Source organism: Candidatus Thiodiazotropha endoloripes (assembly GCF_001708965.1).
Lineage (GTDB): Bacteria > Pseudomonadota > Gammaproteobacteria > Chromatiales > Chromatiaceae > Thiodiazotropha > Thiodiazotropha endoloripes.
On sequence record NZ_LVJW01000006.1, the window covers coordinates 1,499,986 to 1,517,412 of the forward strand.

General features: G+C 53.7%; 16 protein-coding genes. 12 read left to right on the forward strand and 4 right to left on the reverse strand.

The genetic code is table 11. The features are described from left to right. The first annotated feature begins 8 nt into the window (after nt 1-8). Both A3193_RS17450 and A3193_RS17455 read left to right on the forward strand, forming a co-directional pair. The gene (locus tag A3193_RS17450; protein ID WP_305782048.1) at nt 9-311 is read left to right on the forward strand and encodes a TfoX/Sxy family protein; all 303 of its coding nucleotides are present in this window, start codon (nt 9-11) and stop codon (nt 309-311) included. Next, a complete protein-coding gene (locus A3193_RS17455) occupies nt 308-847 on the forward strand; it encodes an HD domain-containing protein (protein WP_069015384.1) in 540 nt (179 codons plus the stop codon). Before A3193_RS17450 ends, A3193_RS17455 begins: the two co-directional genes overlap by 4 nt. Before the next feature lie 6 nt (nt 848-853). On the opposite strand, the gene lpxL is transcribed toward A3193_RS17455, so the two are convergent. Further along, nucleotides 854-1,765 (reverse strand): LpxL/LpxP family Kdo(2)-lipid IV(A) lauroyl/palmitoleoyl acyltransferase, encoded by a 912-nt coding sequence (gene lpxL / locus A3193_RS17460; RefSeq protein WP_069002981.1) that lies wholly within the window; start codon nt 1,763-1,765, stop codon nt 854-856. Nucleotides 1,766-1,836: 71 nt separating this feature from the next. Between lpxL and hldE the strand changes: the two genes are divergently transcribed. The 5 genes from hldE (at nt 1,837) to A3193_RS20465 (ending at nt 8,032) form a co-directional block, all read left to right on the forward strand. After that, on the forward strand, nt 1,837-3,267 hold the full coding sequence (gene hldE, locus A3193_RS17465) for a bifunctional D-glycero-beta-D-manno-heptose-7-phosphate kinase/D-glycero-beta-D-manno-heptose 1-phosphate adenylyltransferase HldE (RefSeq protein ID WP_069002980.1): 1,431 nt from the start codon (nt 1,837-1,839) through the stop codon (nt 3,265-3,267). Continuing rightward, nucleotides 3,257-5,041: a lipid A export permease/ATP-binding protein MsbA gene (msbA, locus tag A3193_RS17470; RefSeq protein ID WP_235615031.1), complete on the forward strand. Its 1,785-nt coding sequence runs from the start codon at nt 3,257-3,259 to the stop codon at nt 5,039-5,041. Before hldE ends, msbA begins: the two co-directional genes overlap by 11 nt. Before the next feature lie 26 nt (nt 5,042-5,067). Next, entirely contained in the window at nt 5,068-6,336 is a 1,269-nt protein-coding gene (waaA, locus tag A3193_RS17475) for a lipid IV(A) 3-deoxy-D-manno-octulosonic acid transferase (protein WP_069002979.1), read from the forward strand. A gap of 237 nt (nt 6,337-6,573) precedes the next feature. Further along, complete coding sequence (locus A3193_RS17480) at nt 6,574-7,608, forward strand: hypothetical protein (protein WP_069015385.1); 1,035 nt, start codon at nt 6,574-6,576, stop codon at nt 7,606-7,608. Nucleotides 7,609-7,801: 193 nt separating this feature from the next. Further along, nucleotides 7,802-8,032 (forward strand): hypothetical protein, encoded by a 231-nt coding sequence (locus A3193_RS20465; RefSeq protein WP_139116868.1) that lies wholly within the window; start codon nt 7,802-7,804, stop codon nt 8,030-8,032. Between the two features lie 459 nt (nt 8,033-8,491). Here the strand turns inward: A3193_RS20465 and A3193_RS17485 are convergent, their stop codons facing one another. Both A3193_RS17485 and A3193_RS17490 read right to left on the reverse strand, forming a co-directional pair. Continuing rightward, complete coding sequence (locus A3193_RS17485) at nt 8,492-9,250, reverse strand: metallophosphoesterase family protein (RefSeq protein WP_069002977.1); 759 nt, start codon at nt 9,248-9,250, stop codon at nt 8,492-8,494. Nucleotides 9,251-9,284: 34 nt separating this feature from the next. Further along, on the reverse strand, nt 9,285-11,033 hold the full coding sequence (locus A3193_RS17490) for a mechanosensitive ion channel family protein (protein ID WP_069015386.1): 1,749 nt from the start codon (nt 11,031-11,033) through the stop codon (nt 9,285-9,287). A 392-nt stretch (nt 11,034-11,425) separates the two neighbouring features. On the opposite strand from A3193_RS17490, the gene A3193_RS17495 reads away from it, so the two are divergent. After that, a complete protein-coding gene (locus tag A3193_RS17495; RefSeq protein WP_069015387.1) occupies nt 11,426-12,952 on the forward strand; it encodes an FMN-binding glutamate synthase family protein in 1,527 nt (508 codons plus the stop codon). 149 nt (nt 12,953-13,101) lie between these two features. Here the strand turns inward: A3193_RS17495 and A3193_RS17500 are convergent, their stop codons facing one another. Continuing rightward, nucleotides 13,102-14,448, reverse strand: a complete 1,347-nt coding sequence (locus A3193_RS17500; RefSeq protein WP_069015388.1) for an integron integrase — start codon at nt 14,446-14,448, stop codon at nt 13,102-13,104. Between the two features lie 184 nt (nt 14,449-14,632). On the opposite strand from A3193_RS17500, the gene A3193_RS17505 reads away from it, so the two are divergent. The 4 genes from A3193_RS17505 to A3193_RS17515 all read left to right on the forward strand — a co-directional run bounded on the left by A3193_RS17505 (nt 14,633) and on the right by A3193_RS17515 (nt 17,334). After that, a complete protein-coding gene (locus A3193_RS17505; protein ID WP_069015389.1) occupies nt 14,633-16,138 on the forward strand; it encodes an NACHT domain-containing protein in 1,506 nt (501 codons plus the stop codon). Between the two features lie 93 nt (nt 16,139-16,231). Then, nucleotides 16,232-16,552: a hypothetical protein gene (locus A3193_RS17510; protein ID WP_069015390.1), complete on the forward strand. Its 321-nt coding sequence runs from the start codon at nt 16,232-16,234 to the stop codon at nt 16,550-16,552. A gap of 74 nt (nt 16,553-16,626) precedes the next feature. Further along, the gene (locus tag A3193_RS20470) at nt 16,627-17,037 is read left to right on the forward strand and encodes a hypothetical protein (protein ID WP_141694547.1); all 411 of its coding nucleotides are present in this window, start codon (nt 16,627-16,629) and stop codon (nt 17,035-17,037) included. An 81-nt stretch (nt 17,038-17,118) separates the two neighbouring features. Then, nucleotides 17,119-17,334 (forward strand): hypothetical protein, encoded by a 216-nt coding sequence (locus A3193_RS17515; RefSeq protein ID WP_069015391.1) that lies wholly within the window; start codon nt 17,119-17,121, stop codon nt 17,332-17,334. Nucleotides 17,335-17,427: the final 93 nt, after the last annotated feature.

Sequence of the window (17,427 nt, forward strand, 5' to 3'; positions counted from 1 at the left end):
TGGGGGAATTGAGCAAACTCAAAGGGCTTGGACCCAAGTCTGAACAGGCCCTCAACGAGGTGGGTATCAGAACCAGACGTCAACTGGAGGCCATCGGTGCGGTTGGTGCCTACAAAAGGTTGTTGCAATCCGGTGGAGAGAAGCCGAGCCTGAATTTTCTCTACGCCATGGTGGGTGCGCTGGAGGAGAGGCACTGGTCTGAAATCGCGAAGCAAGAGAAATCCAGGTTGCTGATGGAGCTGGAAGACAGTCAACAGCTGGATCGGTTACTGCATCAGGCTGAAACTGAGACCGATGGGGAGCTAGGGTGAGGATTGAAACCGAAATTAGTCTGCTTGAGGATATCCTCAGCGGATGGCAATCACTGATCGGCGAGGAGTATCAGGGCTATCGAAATCATGTCTACAGGATGGTCCACTTCTGTCAGATGCTGAGCGATGGGGATGAAGAGGCCCGGCAGAAGATTCTGATTGCCGGGGCGTTCCACGATCTGGGGATCTGGATCGAGGATACGGTGGACTATATTCCCCCATCACTACCGCCGATGTTGGAGTATCTGCAAAGCCGTGGGCTTGAGGCCTGGTCGGAAGAGATCAGGCTGATGATCACCGAGCACCATAAACTCCGCCCCTATAACGATCAGGCGCAGCTTCTGGTGGAGTGCTTCAGGCAAGGGGATCTGGTCGATTTTTCAATCGGGCTGTTCCGCTTCGGCCTTGCAAAGGCGCAGGTAGAGGAGGTCAAAGCGACTTTTCCCAATGCGGGTTTTCATGCGGCACTGGCCAGGCGGGCCGGTCGATGGTTTTTGAAACACCCCTTTGATCCGCTGCCCATGATGAAGTGGTAACAGGCACTAATAGGGGTCTGGAATAACCTTGCGTTTCTTGAAACGTCGGTGGATCCACAGATACTGCTCCGGGGCATAGCCAACAGCCTGCTCGATCAGGCCATTGATGCGGGCTGCATCTGCCGGCAGGTCCTCTGTGGGAAAATCCTCCAGAGGAGGGTGGATGATCAGTTTGTAGCCACTCTCGTCCGCCTTGCGATAGCCGGAGAAGAGGATGGTGTCGGCCTTGCTGATCTTGGCCAGCCGGGAGGTGGCGGTATTGGTGCCGGCCGGTTCGCCGAAGAAGGGTGCCAGGGTGCTGTTGGGGCCTTTGAAACTCTGGTCCGGGGCGTACCAGACCGGCAGATTCTTTTTCAAGGTGCGCACCACCTGGCGGATCTCGTTTCTCGGGATGGCCGCCTCGAAGCGCTGTTGCCGGTTACGGGTGAAGGCCCACTCGATGACCGGGTTTTCATGTGGGCGATACATCACGGCGATGGGCTGAAACAGGCTCAACAGCCGCCCGGTGATCTCAAGGTCGGTAAAGTGGGCGGAGAGCAGAATCACCCCTCTGCCCTGTTCCAGGCTGTTTTGCAGGTGTTCCAGCCCTTCGATCTCCACCAACGGCTGCAGCTTGCTGTCCTTCGCCCACCAGGCAAAACCGATCATCAGCATACCGACACCCAGGGAGGCGAAATGCTGCTTCAGCAGGCGCTCGATTTCATCCGCCGATTTGTCGGCAAAACAGATCTGCAGATTGACCCTGGCGATATGCCGGCGTTTGGGTGAGAGGCGGTATACCACTCGGCCGATGCCCCGACCCAGGGGCAGGGCCATGCGGTAGGGCAGCCACTGACTGATCAGCCACAGCAGGCCGAGTCCCATCCAGGCAGGCCAGTTTATCGGGGAGTAGAGTGAGTGTTTACGCCTTTTTGCCATGCTTAGAACTTGTTACTACCTGTCGCCACCCCTAAACTACAGGGCTTGTTCCAATCTATGTTAACTATTTGATGCAATTTCAACTTCCTGACTTCAGTAAGGCGCGTGTTCTGGTGGTGGGCGATCTGATGCTCGATCGCTACTGGCAGGGTGCGGCCGCCAAAATTTCACCCGAAGCCCCGGTACCGGTGGTGCATGTGCATGATACCGAAGAACGGCCCGGGGGTGGGGCCAATGTGGCGTTGAATATGACCAGCCTCGGGGTCGGGGTGGCACTGTGCGGTCTGATCGGCCGGGATGAGGCCGGCGAGCGACTGGCAGAACGGTTGACCGAGTCGGGTGTCGACTGTCTGCTGCAGGTCAGTGAGTCTGTGCCCACTATCACCAAACTGCGGGTGATCAGCCAGCATCAACAGCTGTTGCGGCTCGATTTCGAACAGCCCATGTGGCAGGTGGATCTGGCGGAAATGGGGATCCACTATCAACAGCATCTGGCCGACAGCGATCTGGTGATTCTCTCCGACTACGCCAAGGGGACACTGCAGCAACCCCAGGAGCTGATCCGTGTGGCCAGAGCCGCCGGGGTGCCGGTACTGGTGGATCCGAAGGGGAGTGATTTTGAGAAATATCGGGATGCCAGCCTGCTGACACCCAACCTGAAAGAGTTCGAGGCGGTGGTCGGTCACTGTGAGACCGATCAGGCGCTGAATGAGCGGGGCATGGCGCTACGCGAGACATTGAATCTGGATGCCCTGCTGGTGACCCTGAGTGAACGGGGTATGCTGCTGATTCAGAAAGATGCCCCGCCGCTGCATCTGCCCACCCGGGCCCGTGAAGTCTACGATGTGACCGGTGCCGGCGATACGGTGATCGGTGTCCTGGGGGCGGGGATGGCGGCCGGCATGCCGATCCATGAGGCGGCCAGTCTGGCGAATGTGGCGGCCGGCCTGATGGTGGGCAAGCTGGGTGCCGGCAGTGTCACCCTGGGTGAGCTGAAGGGGGCGCTGAGCCGTCAGGGGGATTTCGACTTTCATACCATCCAGACCCGGGAGAGTCTCTGCGAGGCGAGCGAAACGGCACGCCAGCTGGGGGAGCGGATTGTCATGACCAACGGCTGTTTCGACATCCTCCACGAGGGGCATGTGCGCTATCTGCAGCAGGCCAAGCAGCTGGGCGACCGGCTGGTGGTGGCGGTCAACGACGATGACTCTGTGCGCCGCCTGAAAGGTGAGGATCGACCCATCAATCCGCTTGAGCAGCGGATGGCGGTGCTGGCCGGTCTCGCCTCGGTGGACTGGGTGGTGCCGTTCAGTGAGGATACCCCGGAGTCCCTGATCTGTGCGGTCAAACCCGATCTGCTGGTGAAGGGTGGCGACTACAAACCGGAGCAGATCGCCGGGTATGAGTGTGTGGTCAACAACGGCGGGGAGGTGCGGGTACTCGATTTTCTGCCCGGCCGCTCCACCAGTCGAATCGTCGAGGCGATGCGCGATGGCCAGTGAGACACCAGATGGTTCCGGTATGTCGGGCAAGGAGCTCTATTTCCGGCTGCTGCAGCGGGTAAAACCCTACTGGAAGCAATTCGGCGGCGCCCTCTCGGCGATGATCATTCTGGCGATGACCGAACCGCTGATCCCGATTCTGATGAAGCCGATGCTCGACGGCAGCTTCGTGGCGAAGGATCCGGACTATATCTTCTGGTCGCCGATCCTGCTGATTCTGCTGTTCACCGTGCGCGGGGTGATGAACTTCGTCACCAGTGTGGCGTTCGAGTGGGTTGCCGGCAAGGTTGTGCTGGATCTGCGCCGCTCGATGATCGAGCGGATTCTCACCATGGGAACCCCCTATTTCGACAGCAATGCCACCGGCACCCTGATCTCCAAGGTGACCTATAACGTCAATCAGGTGACCATGGCGGCGACCAAGGTGTTGACCACCATCGTCAAAGACACCATCGTGGTGATCGGCCTGATGGCCTACATGCTCTATCTGAACTGGATGCTGACCATGGTGATCTTTCTGGCGCTGCCGGTGATCGTGATTACCGTGCGACTGCTGGCGGTGCGGCTGCGCCGGGTCAACCGCTCTCTGCAGAGCACCATGGGGGTGATGACCCAGGTGCTGGAGGAGTCGGTGCGGGGCCATAAGGTGATCAAGATCTTCGAAGGCCGGCCCTATGAGCAGAAGCGCTTTCTGGAGCGGGCCAACTGGGTGCGCCGCTACAACATGAAGAGCAAGGTGGCTGGTTCCGCGCATATGCCCCTGGTGGAGATCGTCGGCGCGACGATGATTGCAGCACTGGTCTATGTGAGTACCCATGACACGGTATTGGGGGAGTTGACCATCGGTGGTTTCGTCTCACTGATGGCGGCCATCGGGCTACTCTTCTCACCCTTGAAACGACTCACCGGGATCAACCAGCCGCTGCAGAAGGGGCTGGCTGCGGCTGAGACCGTATTCGGCCTGATCGACGAGCCCGCGGAGGCCGACGACGGCAAGTCGGAGCTGCAGCGGGTTGCCGGTCGGGTGACCTTCGAGTCCGTCTCCTTCCGCTATCCGAATATGGATAAGGATGCCCTCAAACCGATCAGTTTCGAGATTGCCCCGGGCAGCACGGTGGCGCTGGTGGGTCACTCAGGCGGTGGCAAGACTACCATCGCCAACCTGATTCCCCGCTTCTACAACCCAACCGGCGGGCGTATTCTGATCGATGAGGTCGACACCCAGGATCTCAGCCTGCTGAGTCTGCGCCGGCAGCTCTCCTATGTGGGGCAGGAGTCGGTACTGTTCGACGATACGGTGGCGGCCAACATCGCCTATGGTGCTCAGGGTGAACCCACCATGGAACAGATCAGGGAAGCGGCCAGAAGCGCCCATGCCCTGGAGTTCATCGAACGCCTGCCGGAGGGTTTCGATACCCGTATCGGTGAGGATGGTGTTCGCCTCTCCGGCGGGCAGCGTCAACGGCTGGCCATCGCCCGGGCGCTGATCAAGGATGCACCGATTCTGTTGCTGGACGAGGCCACCTCGGCACTGGATACCGAGTCGGAAAGGCATGTACAGGCTGCCCTGCAGGCCCTGACCAGGGAGCGAACCACGCTGGTGATCGCCCATCGTCTCTCCACCATTCAGCATGCGGATAAGATCCTGGTGGTGCACGATGGTGAGTTGATTGAATCGGGCCGGCATCAAGAGCTGATCGAACAGCAGGGTGCCTATTATCAACTCTGCCGTCACCAGTTCAGCGAGCAGTTCGACCGTGAGGAAGAGGGCTAGTCTGTACGTCTTGAGCGCTGGTTGTTATGCGATACCTTTATACACTACTGCTGATGCTGCTGGCGCCGATCTATCCGTTGCGGCTCTTCTGGCGGGCGCGTAAGGCGCCGGCCTACCGGGAGCGTTGGCTGGAACGATTCGGTGTTTTCGATCCCCCGGAAGGCCAGGAGGGGATCTGGATCCATGCGGTATCGGTGGGTGAGGTACAGGCGATTGCGCCCCTGGTGGGCCGCTTGCTCGACCGCTATCCGGATCACCCTTTGCTGATCACCACCACCACCCCAACCGGCGCCGACCGGGTCAAAGCCCTGTTCGGTAGCGATGTGTCCCATCGCTATGCGCCGGTCGATCTGCCCTGGGTGGTGCAACGCTACCTGCAGGCCTACCGACCCAGGCTGCTGATCCTGGTTGAGACCGAGATCTGGCCCAATCTGATCTACCACGCCAAGCGGGAGAAGATCCCGACCCTGTTGGCGAATGCCCGCATGTCGGTCCGTTCCGCCCGGGGTTATCACAAACTGGCCGGACTGACCCGACAGGCGCTGCGCAATCTGACCCTGATCGCTCCCCATGCGGAGGCGGATGCGGAGCGCTTCCATACCCTGGGCGCCCGGCCGGAGCAGCTGGAGGTGATCGGCAGCATCAAATATGACATCCACCTGCCCGGCAGTCTGCTGGAGCGGGCTGATGTGTTGCGCAGAGAGTGGGGCGCCGCCCGGCCGGTGTGGATTGCCGCCAGTACCCACGAGGGGGAGGATGAGCTGGTGCTGCAGGCCCACATGGAGGTGCGTCGGCATATCGGTGATGCACTGCTGGTGGTGGTGCCGCGCCATCCGGAACGTTTTGAGCGGGTGGCGCAGCTGGTTGAGGAGTCCGGCTTTTCGCTGGTCAGGCGGAGCGAGCAAACCGCCTGCGATGAAGAGACCGGGGTCTTCCTGGGCGATACCATGGGAGAGCTGACCCTCTTTATCGGTGCCTCGGATGCGGCCTTTATCGGTGGCAGTCTGGTGCCCCATGGCGGGCACAATATCCTTGAGGCCGCCGCCCAGGGGGTTGCGGTGGTGTTCGGTCCTCACATGTTCAACTTCAATGAGATCAAGACGTTGTTCATGCAGCAGCAGGCCGCAGTTGAAGTTGCTTCAGCCGAAGCCCTGGCGGAGCAGGTCACCCAGTGGTTGAGCGATGCCAGTGAGCGTAGCCGGGTCGGTGAGGCGGGGCGGGAGCTGGTGGACAAAAACCGGGGCGCGCTGGATCGGCTGACCCGTTTGATTGAGCAGTTGCTCGATAATTACTGATTTTAATCGCCATATCGCTGCTGATGACTGCAATTTCCCAAAATATAATTAATTTGCTGTTCAAGCCACGCCACATAAACCTTTTCACTCTGTCGTGATACGGGGATTCAGTGCCGACCTGCCGGTGTTTAAATCGCGACCGGTTTCACAGCTGTTGTCTTATACTTCCTCTAGAACTTGAATAGTATGCCTCTCTCTTGAGTCTTCAGGGACGACGCGAACCCATGAGATCCCTGAATGAAAAAGATTCTCAAACCCAACAAGCGCCTGCTTCTCAGCCAGTTACTCTGGAAAAAACGCCTCAATAAACAGCAGTTGCCCCACGCGGGTTACATGGGTAATGGCGGCGATATCCATCTGGTGCTGGGGGTCGATGGCACCGGTATCAGCCACTTCGTGCAGCTACTCTCACAGTCGCTGCCTGAGAATCACTACATCCACCATCCCCTGGTGAAGTTCGAGCCCAAGCTGACCCTCTCCAATCACGGGGAGAGGCTGGCGATGCCCTATCAGAAGGTTTTGACGGCAGACCATCCGATGAGCCGGGTCTATCGGATTTACGTCGAAAGAGAGCAGGCAGAGAAACGATACGATCTGATGGCAGAGGATAGGGAGGCTCCCCCGGATCCCATCCTGATTCTCAAGGAGAGCCACGGCCTACTGGCCACAGAAGCCCTGTTACGGGAGTTGAAATGCCACTGTCTGTTGTATCTCAGTGACCCGGTTCTGCTGGCGGAGCAGATGTTCTCCAAAGAGGGTATGGAGACCGCCTATCTCGACTTCGAGAGTGAAGCGGTGATGGATCCCGCTTTTCTGAAGCGCTTTCTTGCCAAGGATCTTCGCCCGGCGCTGCATGCCTACAAACTGATTCAGCGCCTCTCCTCCAGGCGTCAACGCCGGGTGCAGATGAAGATCTTCACCATCGCGTTGATTCAGCATATGTTTCGCATGCTGGCGGCCCGCTATCCTGAGCTGGCGACATTGGTCGATGCCGCCGTCATCGAAGATGATCCCAAGCGTCTGGAGTTTCCGCTGGTCAACTGGCTTGGTCCGGAAAACCTCCACTGCGCAACCCGTGTGATCGGTAACTCAACCTTTACCCAGGAGGGGCAGCAGGCGCTTCGCTGGACCCGCTCCTGGCCGGAATCGATCACCAGTTTTGAAGCCCTCTCCAACAAGGATGTGAAGCTCGCCTACAAGCTGCTCATCGACCACCATCTGATGAGTGATGAGTCGAAGCGTAAAACCTGGGCTGGGAAATCGGTTGCCTAGGTTTCGCTGATCAGCGTCAATGCTTACTACATAGTTCTTCAGTGTCGGATAGATCACTCCGTAACCAACAGCATGTGAATGTAAATGAGAGAGTAGCTCCCCTCTCCCCTTGCGGGAGAGGGGCCGGGGGAGAGGGGGATAATCCATTACCACCCCAATCAATCTAAATAATCCCCAATACAAAGATTGATGGATGAGTGCAGTTAAACTTCAATTGCATCAAATGCTTGATGCTCACCCTCTCCCCAACCCCTCTCCCATCAAGGGAGAGGGGCTATCAAGCAGTTCTGGCCGGGTGTTTGCGGTGATTGGTATCCATTGGCAGCCAATTATTGGAATCCTAACAAAACCAAAGCGGGTCAATCCGGATCATAGATCGATCTCCATGAGCGTCTTCGCCGCGATGCGAGTCTCTGAGGGGTAGCCGTAGGCACTATTGATGTAACGAACGCCTTTGATCTTCACGCTCCGATGCATCAAATGCTTGATGCTCACCCTCTCCCCAACCCCTCTCCCATCAAGGGAGAGGGGCTATCAAGCGGTTTTTGCCGGGTGTTTGCGGTGATTGGTATCCATTGGCAGCCAATTGTTGGAATCCTAAAAAAACCAAAGGGAGATAATCCGTATCATTGGTCGATCTCAAGGAGCATCTTCGCCGCGATGCGGGTCTCTTATGGATAGCCGAAGGTACTATTGATGTAGCGAACACCTTTGATCTTCATGCTCAGATGCATCAAATGCTTGATGCTCACCCTCTCCCCAACCCCTCTCCCATCAAGGGAGAGGGGCTATCAAGCAGTTCTGGCCGGGCGTTTGCGGTGATTGGTATCCATTGGCAGCCAATTATTGGAATCCTAAAAAAACCAAAGCGGGTCAATCCGGATCATAGATCGATCTCAAGCAGCACCTTCGCCGCGATGCGGGTCTCTGAGGGGTAGCCGAAGGCATTATTGATGTAGCGAACGCCTTTGATCTTCACGCTCCGGTTGACATGACTGTGGCCGTAGATATGGATATCTGAGTCGAGGGCGCGAACCTGCTGATCGAGCTGCGGGCTGCCCAGCACCGGGTAGATGTCGCGAAACCGGTGGGGAATGAAATCCGGCATTACATCGATGCGGGGCAGAAAGTGGGAGAAAGTGATCACTCGCTCGGACGAGTGAGCCAGCTGGAGCTTGTTTTTACCCAGAAAGAACCGATTTTGCGCCTCCGGAGTCTCCAGTGACTCGGGCCATTTGCAGTGGCTGAAATCCATCCACTTACCCAACAGGGTATCGCTCATGGTGCCGAAACTGAGGTCGTACCAGGAGAAGAGCGGAACGATGCTGGTGCCGTTGAGACGCTTGGGTTCGGTGATCACCTGATGCTGCTGCGCCAACTCAAGCAGCTTGAAAAATTTCTCAATGGAGTCGGCGAGGGAGTCTTTGCGAACCCAGATATCGTGGTTGCCGGGAACGTAGAAAACCGCTTTGAATTTCCGCATCAGCTGATCAAAACAGCGGGCGATAAGGGCCTCCGAGTCCGAAATGTCGCCAGCCAGAATCAGACAGTCATCGAGATAGTCCGAGTCGGAGAGATTGGCGATCCACTGCTCATTCACCGCAAAGTCGATGTGGATGTCTGAGACGGTGAAAATCCTCATCTAACGCTTACTGTTGCCGCTGCCAATCCCAATGCTACGGAAAGGTGACCGGTGGCGGTTTCACCCCGGTGCCGGTGGTATCCGCTACGATCTGCTGTGCCAGGGACTGTCCCAGCTGTTGAGCTTTGGTTTGACTCATCTCATCGGCCGCACTGCCATCCCCCTCTTCCTGCTTCATATAGAGGGTCTGGGTGGGGAAGGCGAACTCGACCTCCAGTCCCTGGGCGAGGCGCAGGATGTCGAGCATGAAACGGTGGCGTTCGCGCAATTCGGTATTCCACTCCGGCGTCTCCCAGAAGACATACAGCAGCACATCCAGGGAGGAGGCGGCGAACTCATTCAGGTAGACATGGTAGTAGTCCTTGCGCATATAGGGGTGCTGACGTACCAGCTCCCGAACTCCTTCGCAGAAGGCCTCGATACGATCCGGCGGGGTGTCGTAGGTGAGGGAGAGTTTGCAGGAGAGGCGGCGATAGCGTCGCTCTCCCATGTTATCCACCGTGGCGGTGATGAACTTGGAGTTGGGTACCGTCACCACCGAGTTGTAGAAGGTGCGTATCCGGGTGCTGCGAAAGCCGATCCGTTCAACACTTCCCTCCACTCCGTCGACGATGATCCAGTCACCTACGGAGAAGGTGCGATCCATCAGCACGGTGACCGAGCCGAACAGATTCTGCACCATATCCTTGGCCGCCAAGGCGAAGGCCAGACCACCAAGGCCGAGACCCGCCAGCAGGCTGGAGATATCCACGTTGAGGTTGTCGGCGATGAAGACAAAGCCGATCACCGTAACGAATATCTTCAAGGTGCGGGGGATCAGCGGTACCAGGGCATCATCCAGTTTGTTTTCGGTGAGCTGGGCCCGTTTATGCAGAAACGCCGAGACCAGATCCACCAGGCGATAGGCTGCCCACACCCCGGAGATGCTGGCGAGAAACTTCACCGCAACCAGCAGTATCAGCATGACGTTTTCCGTCAGCCCCATCAGGTTGATGCCGCTCCACCAGATCAGCGCCATGGCCATCAGTCCAAGCGGGCGCAGGATATCGTCGGAGATCTCTTTGAACTCCTGGTGCTTGGTCTGATTGCGCCAGCGGCGTACCCCGCTGCGCAGGAAAAAGGAGAGCAGCTTGTCTGCCACCACGCCCAACAGGATAGTGAACAGCAGGCCCAGCCACTGCCAGTTGGGCAGCAGAAAGGTGGCCGCCTTGAAGGAGGCGGGTATCTGCTGACGAAAGCGGATATGCCAGGGTATTTTGCTCGACTCCGCCTGTTTGCCGTCGACCCTTTGGGTCTCGGCCACCTCATCCATAATCGCCGGCAGCTGGCTGATGGTGTTCTGGTCGAACAGCCAGGCACCGGACCCGGTGCGGGCAATACGGATGTCGCCGTGTTCATAGCTGTGAAACAGATAGGTGGGGCCATCGCTTTGGTTCGGAACCTTTTTCAGATCGACCACCCGGGTTCGATCCATCACCTCGATCAACATCCAGGCCAGGTCACTCCCTTGCTCCTTTCTCACCAACGAATTGATGGCCGACAGATCCAGAGTGGTGATCGCTGCCTCGATCCGTTCCGGAGCGCCCCGCTTGATGTCGTTCATGGCATGGAGAAAGGTCTCCATGGTGGCGCGGGGGGATTTGAGGGTTTGCGGGACTGCGGCCGGTTTGGTTTCTGATTGTTCCGTGTCAGCGTTGGCCTTTGTCTCTTCTGCCCACAGAGGTTGTGAAAACAGGCTCAGCAACAGGACAAACAGCAAGCTTGGATTGTTTTTAAAACGCATGGTCTTGAGATGCTATTGAGGTTGATGTTGCGCGCTAGTTTAACCCAATGCGTATGGCTGATCATGGGGATTTTGTGACAACAAATCGTCTCCCCGGGCTGACTGGAAACGTTATAGGTCAGGGGGCGATGTGGCTGGCAAGGGCTTCAAATACAAACGCTTCCTGACTGACTGGAATCAAGTTCCTAATCCACAGGCCGATAAAAAGGTATGAAACTTCGGGTCAGTCCGAGCAGGAGCCGCAAGCCCAGTCGGTACGAACCGATCGAAACCGCACCACGCCATTCTCCAGGAGGGTGCACCACCAGACCCCCGTAGGTTGTAGTTTCATCCAATGCTGATCATTGGCTGTGATGGTTTGTCGCATCCGCTTTGCATCCGAGGAGGTTGAAATGAGTGGTTCAGAATCGTCGATCCAGAATTTTCTGCTGGCTACCCTGGAGATCTTCTCCGTCATACTGTTGGTGGTGTTGACCCTGATCCTGGTGGCGGTGATCGTCACCTACATCTTCGATATCACCCAGACCAAGACAGCGATTCGGAGAAATTATCCGGTCATCGGTCATTTTCGCTACTTCTTTGAACATCTTGGTGAGTTTTTTCGCCAATACTTCTTTGCCATGGACCGGGAGGAGCTGCCGTTCAACCGGGCCCAGCGCAGCTGGGTTTATCGGGCCGGCAAGAATCTGCCCAACACGGTGGCGTTCGGCTCCACCCGGGATATCCGACGCCCCGGTTCGATCCTGTTCGTCAACTGCCCCTTCCCGACCCTGGGTGAGGATGCGGTGCCGCCAGGCCCGGTGACCATTGGTGAGGATTGCCAACACCCCTACACCACGGCTTCCCTGTTCAACATCTCCGGGATGAGCTACGGTGCGCTTTCCAAACCTGCCGTGCTGGCCCTCTCCATGGGTGCCAAGCGTGCCGGCTGCTGGATGAACACCGGCGAGGGGGCGGTCTCTCCCTACCATCTGGAGGGGGGTGCCGACATCGTTTTTCAGATCGGTACGGCCAAGAACGGTGTGCGGGATCTGGCCGGCAACCTGAATGATGACAAATTGAAGGAAGCGGCCGCACTGCCCCAGGTGAAGATGTTTGAGATCAAACTGAGCCAGGGGGCGAAGCCGGGTAAAGGGGGGATTCTGCCGGCAAAGAAGGTGACCGAAGAGATCGCCGAGATTCGTGGTATTCCGCCGGGCAAGGATGCGATCAGCCCGAATCGCCATCCCGATATCCGCAGCAGCAGCGATCTGCTGGATATGATCGAACGGGTGCGCCGGGTGACCGGCAAGCCGGTGGGTTTCAAGACGGTGATCGGCGGTCCTCAATGGCTCGACAGTCTGTTCGATGAAATTAACAAGCGGGGTGCATCCTCCGCCCCCGACTTCATTACCCTCGACGGCAGTGATGGGGGAACCGGTGCGGCACCCATGCCGTTGATCGATGCGGTCGGGCTCTCCCTCAGAGAGAGTCTCTACATCCTGGTGGATCGGCTCAATGCCCATGGTCTGCGGGATCGGGTCAAGGTGGTCGCTTCCGGTAAGCTGATCACCCCGGCGGATGTGGCCTGGGCGCTCTGTGTCGGGGCCGATTTCATTACCTCCGCACGGGGTTTCATGTTTGCCCTGGGTTGTATCCAGGCGCTTCAGTGCAACAAGAACAGTTGTCCCACCGGCATTACAACCCATGATCCCAAACTACAGAAAGGCCTGGTGCCTGAGGTGAAGGCGGACCGTGTGGCCAACTATGTCACTAATCTGGTGCATGAGGTTGGAGTCATCGCCCACTCCTGTGGGGTGAAGTCGGCTCGGGATCTACGTCGTCAGCACGCTCGTATCGTCACCGCAGATGGGCCATCGGTGGCGCTGGATGAGCGATTTCCTCCGGTGAATCCGTCCCGGGAAGAAGTTGTCAGTTGAGGTTGATTCTGCCATGGATGGCGAAGAGGGATCAGTCCGCAAATGAAAGCGAAAAACGCAAACAGTGCACTCTCTCTAATACGTATTTCATCATGGTGATTCCGGTGCAGGCTGGGATTCAGGAGCCACCACAAGGATGGATTGCAGAGTTAAATACCGGTATGGCCGTGAGTCTGGCCTGCAAGTCGATCAAGTGGGCTCCTGGCCCCCTGTCCGCCCCGGCCGATAACATGGGTGTAGATCATCGTGGTTGAGACATCAGCATGACCAAGCAACTGTTGAACAGTGCGGATATCTGAACCCGCCTCAAGCAGATGAGTGGCAAAGGAGTGGCGTAAAGTATGACTGGTTACCCGCTTGCGGATAGCGGTTGCTGTAGCGGCACGTTTTACCATTTTTTGAACAGCAGACTGATGTAAATGGTGGCGACGCAAGACGCCGGTTCGAGGATCCTGCGCAATGCGACTGGCGGGAAACAGATATTGCCAACGTAACTCCTTATCGGCATTCGGGTATTTGCGAGAGAGCGCGTCTGGCAGGAAAACCGAACCGAAACCAGCCTTCAGATCATTTTTGTGCTGCGCTTGTACCTGTTCGACCTGAGCTTGTAGTGGGGATATCAGCAGATCCGGCATAGGCACAGTGCGATCTTTCTTACCTTTACCGGCGCGCACAACGATATTGCGGTAGTCGAAATCGAGATCAAGCAAGCGAAGGCGTACACACTCCATAACCCGCATACCGGTACCATACATGAGTTGTAGAATCAGTTGATTGACTCCTTTCGTTTGCATTAGTAGAGAATTTATTTCCTTAATGCTCAACACAGTTGGTATGCGTTTTGGTTTTTTTGAGTATGAAAATGGACCGATATTTCCCAAAGGTCTTTCTAAAACACGGGCATAGAGAAAAACAATGGCATTCAGCGCCAGCGACTGAGTTGCGTTGGCAACCTTGCGTTGGAGCGCCAAATGTTCTAGAAAGGAGGCAACGTCTGATTCAGTGCAGTCACAGGGATGCCTGTTATTATGGAAGCGAAGGAAACGGTTAATCCAGTTGAGATAGCTCTTTTCCGTATTGATGGAATAGTCAGGAAGCCTCATTGCAACCAAAAAGCGCCGGTAGAGATCGGGAAAAGTCCTGGCCAGGTGGTTTTTAGGATCCTCGACCGATTTTTCGATCATTTCGACTGTGCGGGCTACCGATACATGGTCACTTTCCAAAGCTCTCGCACCATTCAACCACCTATCCCAATCGAACTCACTACACCAGGGTTGGCGTAAACAGTGGCCGTACAGAATTCTCAGTGCATCGACCTTCTGACGATATTGCCAGGCATTGATCTGGGGCTCTCTTCCAATGCGCTCAAGCCAGTCGATGATACTTTTGGCCGAATGAGATCTGAGTCTGGTATTGGGGTGATCAGCCATAAATGCTTCAACATGGCGTCGATACCAGGGTATGGATTTAGCTGGAATGCGAAAACGTTTCAGCATCGCAGTGTAATTCTGCCAAAACTTGGCGATTTTAGGACTTATAGCCGGATTGTGTTCCATGAGTATATGCTCTCATTATTATTTATTCATTCCATGAATGAGAACATTTATAGTACAATTGGCGTCATAATACAATACATGTGCCGTCCACATAATCAACTGTTAGCTCTAGGTAGGAAGCTTTATGGAATTTGAATCCTATATTGAACCAGAGTTGATTTTAGGTGAAGAGCCGAATCAACCAAGCAAGGTTTCACCTGGCTTTGTTTTAGATCACCCTAAAAGTTATTTAATACGGGGTGAGGCTGGTTCAGGAAAAACTGCACTTCTAAAACACTATTTAAGTCAGATTGATAGCGAAAAGAAAAAACACACCCGTGGTGTTTATATCAGAATCAGGGACTATTTATCCCCTTCTGATTTGTTAGAGCGTTGTATTTTAGAGATAAAGAAAACAGCTGAAGATCATATTCTATATTTGTTTTGTGATGGGCTCGATGAAGTACGGGACGGCAACTCGTATCTTTCGGCGCTTACGAGTCTCATAAATAACCACGCAAATGTAAATATAATAATAACTTCAAGATTGTCATATGAATTAGACCCTCTTGATTCATCTATAATCAGCAATCTTAAAATCAGTCCCTTATCTGAAGAACAAATAGAAGGTTTTCTTAAAAGAAGGTTTGAACGAAGTTATCGTAAAGTATACGAAGGCCTTAAAAACTCACCAAATATTAGAAATTCAATAAATAGCCCTTTGTTGCTTGAAATATTTTCAAATGTGATTTCTCAATATGATATTTCAGTGGAGAATATTAACTCTTTAGCCTTAATAGATATCTTCGTAAAACAGGAACTTTCGGGATTTGATAGCCCAAGAAGTTTTGGTGGTATGAATCATATGACCATGTCTACAAGACTACGCTTTCTCGAAAATCTTGCTGTTCATTTTGCGGTTGAACAAAAACATTTAATCACGTTAAGCGAGTTGACTGACAAAATGGTCGATACAATTGATGGTTCATACGATAAAAACCGTCTAATAAATGCGCTGATGAACCTGCCGTTACTAAATATTACTGAGGACGGCGTAAGTTTTTCCCACAGAATGGTTTTTGAATACTTTCTTGCACGAAGCATGGTTCGTACGACTGGAAAGGAGGCGTTTAGTATATCAATTGCACCAGAAAGTATTCGGATAGACTTATATTTCTCTCGTTTCAAATCGAGTGAGCTTGTTAATAGTTACATAAACAATCGGCTTAGGGTTATTGGTGCCTATGATACGGGCACGGATATTTTATACGCCAAGGCTGGAAGTTTGGATCTGAGTCTAGCGATAGTTTTAGTGCCTGGAATAATATATTGCTTTATGAAATTTGCTGATTCGTTTTTTAAAGAGCTAGGTAAGATATCTGCTCAAAAAATTACAAAATCAAAAGATATCATTTCTATCCCGTCATTTATTCAGGATGAGTTGCCAGATTGGATTTTAGAGAATGAAGAGCTGAAGGTTCAATACCTTACTGAGCTATCAAAGAAATATGCTGAAAATACTGAAATTCAAAGTCTTATTAAAGCGGATCCAAAAAAACGTAGTAAGGAACTTGCAATGATTGCTGTGTGTATTGCCTTAGAAGATAAGGAAAATGGGATAATTGTTAGTGCAGATACAAATAAGAGCTAACAATCGCATTCACTCGGAAAATATAAAGCTGCGCCGCTTCGCTCTGCAACGTTATATTTCCGGTGATGCGTGGCGTTATGTGCAAGGAAAATTATGAGCTGTGATCAATGCTTAAGACTAATATCAGGAACTCCAATAAAATTACCGGCAGATCTTAAACGGGCTATAAAGAAGGCAGATGAGGCAGTAAAAAAGGGAGTCCTAAAGTATGAGGGTGCAGGCCAATTAGGTGAGCCATTTGAGGAATTAACACGAGGTAGTCACTGGGGGGACATAGTTGATAACTATTTTTCATGCACATCATGTGGCCAAAAGTTTAACCTTCATGCAGAAACTTATCACGGTGCTGGTGGGGCATTTGAAAAAATCGCTTGTATCAAGGAAACGCTACAGGGTGATACTTATGGCACATAACCAGACGCTCCAGCCGACGTCGGCGTTGCCACGCCTCCTCGGCTGAGCTTGGTCGTTAAGTGTCAAAATCAACGATGAGTATTAAACAACATTCTATAGAGCTGCTTGGAATACTTGCCACAGTCTTTGGAGCGTTCTTTATGAACACAGTTATTCTCAATATAGCTGGCGGGCGCACCTATGAAGGGCATCAAATGGTTTATTTAGATTTAATGGTCTTCTGTGGTTGGTATTCAGTAGTGGGCTTACTTATTTCCATTGCACACCCTAAATCAAGTAAATTTAGATTATTAATAATTGGCGTTCTTGTTGCGACAGTTTTAATTCTGTCTTCTCAAGGCTGGATTGATCCAAGCATTGATTTAATCAGCAGAATTAACTCATGGTTAATAGGATATGCGCATTATATAGTAGTTATTCCAGTATTTTTTGTGGTTGGCATGTTCTCTGAAAAATATGCACATGCACAAAGTAAATATACTTAACCAGGCCTTTCAGCGGATACAGTCGCTGACGCGCCTGCTCCGCTGAAGGCAACGTTATGTGAAGGTAAATGGAATAGAAGAATGAACGAATCTGGCAGTAGCCAAGCATCACAGGGCTCAAATATTCAAAAATCTATTCTTAATGAATTAAAAAAGAATAATGAGTTGCTTGATGCTTTATTAAAAGTGCAAAGTAATGTTCAACAAAGGCAACGTAAGTTCTGGGCTATGGCCATAATCCAAGTCGGAATTTTAGCAATAGTATTTTTTTGGTGGGGTTCGAAATATGGCTTTTAGCGCGAGCTGCGCAATGTGTTCATCACATAACCATCAGCTTCAGCGGATGCTCGCTATCGCTCGCCCTGCTGAGCTGAGCCGTTAAGCGCAAAA

Bases quoted from the DNA above. Each gene is read 5' to 3' on its own strand.
- A3193_RS17495 (WP_069015387.1), top strand. From the start codon at position 11,426: ATGAGTGGTTCAGAATCGTCGATCCAGAATTTTCTGCTGGCTACCCTG.
- A3193_RS17480 (WP_069015385.1), top strand. From the start codon at position 6,574: ATGAAAAAGATTCTCAAACCCAACAAGCGCCTGCTTCTCAGCCAGTTA.
- A3193_RS20465 (WP_139116868.1), top strand. From the start codon at position 7,802: ATGAGTGCAGTTAAACTTCAATTGCATCAAATGCTTGATGCTCACCCT.
- hldE (WP_069002980.1), top strand. From the start codon at position 1,837: ATGCAATTTCAACTTCCTGACTTCAGTAAGGCGCGTGTTCTGGTGGTG.
- A3193_RS17505 (WP_069015389.1), top strand. From the start codon at position 14,633: ATGGAATTTGAATCCTATATTGAACCAGAGTTGATTTTAGGTGAAGAG.
- lpxL (WP_069002981.1), bottom strand. From the start codon at position 1,765: ATGGCAAAAAGGCGTAAACACTCACTCTACTCCCCGATAAACTGGCCT.
- A3193_RS17510 (WP_069015390.1), top strand. From the start codon at position 16,232: ATGAGCTGTGATCAATGCTTAAGACTAATATCAGGAACTCCAATAAAA.
- A3193_RS17485 (WP_069002977.1), bottom strand. From the start codon at position 9,250: ATGAGGATTTTCACCGTCTCAGACATCCACATCGACTTTGCGGTGAAT.
- A3193_RS17500 (WP_069015388.1), bottom strand. From the start codon at position 14,448: ATGCTGAAACGTTTTCGCATTCCAGCTAAATCCATACCCTGGTATCGA.
- waaA (WP_069002979.1), top strand. From the start codon at position 5,068: ATGCGATACCTTTATACACTACTGCTGATGCTGCTGGCGCCGATCTAT.
- A3193_RS17490 (WP_069015386.1), bottom strand. From the start codon at position 11,033: ATGCGTTTTAAAAACAATCCAAGCTTGCTGTTTGTCCTGTTGCTGAGC.
- A3193_RS17515 (WP_069015391.1), top strand. From the start codon at position 17,119: ATGAACGAATCTGGCAGTAGCCAAGCATCACAGGGCTCAAATATTCAA.
- A3193_RS20470 (WP_141694547.1), top strand. From the start codon at position 16,627: ATGAGTATTAAACAACATTCTATAGAGCTGCTTGGAATACTTGCCACA.
- msbA (WP_235615031.1), top strand. From the start codon at position 3,257: ATGGCCAGTGAGACACCAGATGGTTCCGGTATGTCGGGCAAGGAGCTC.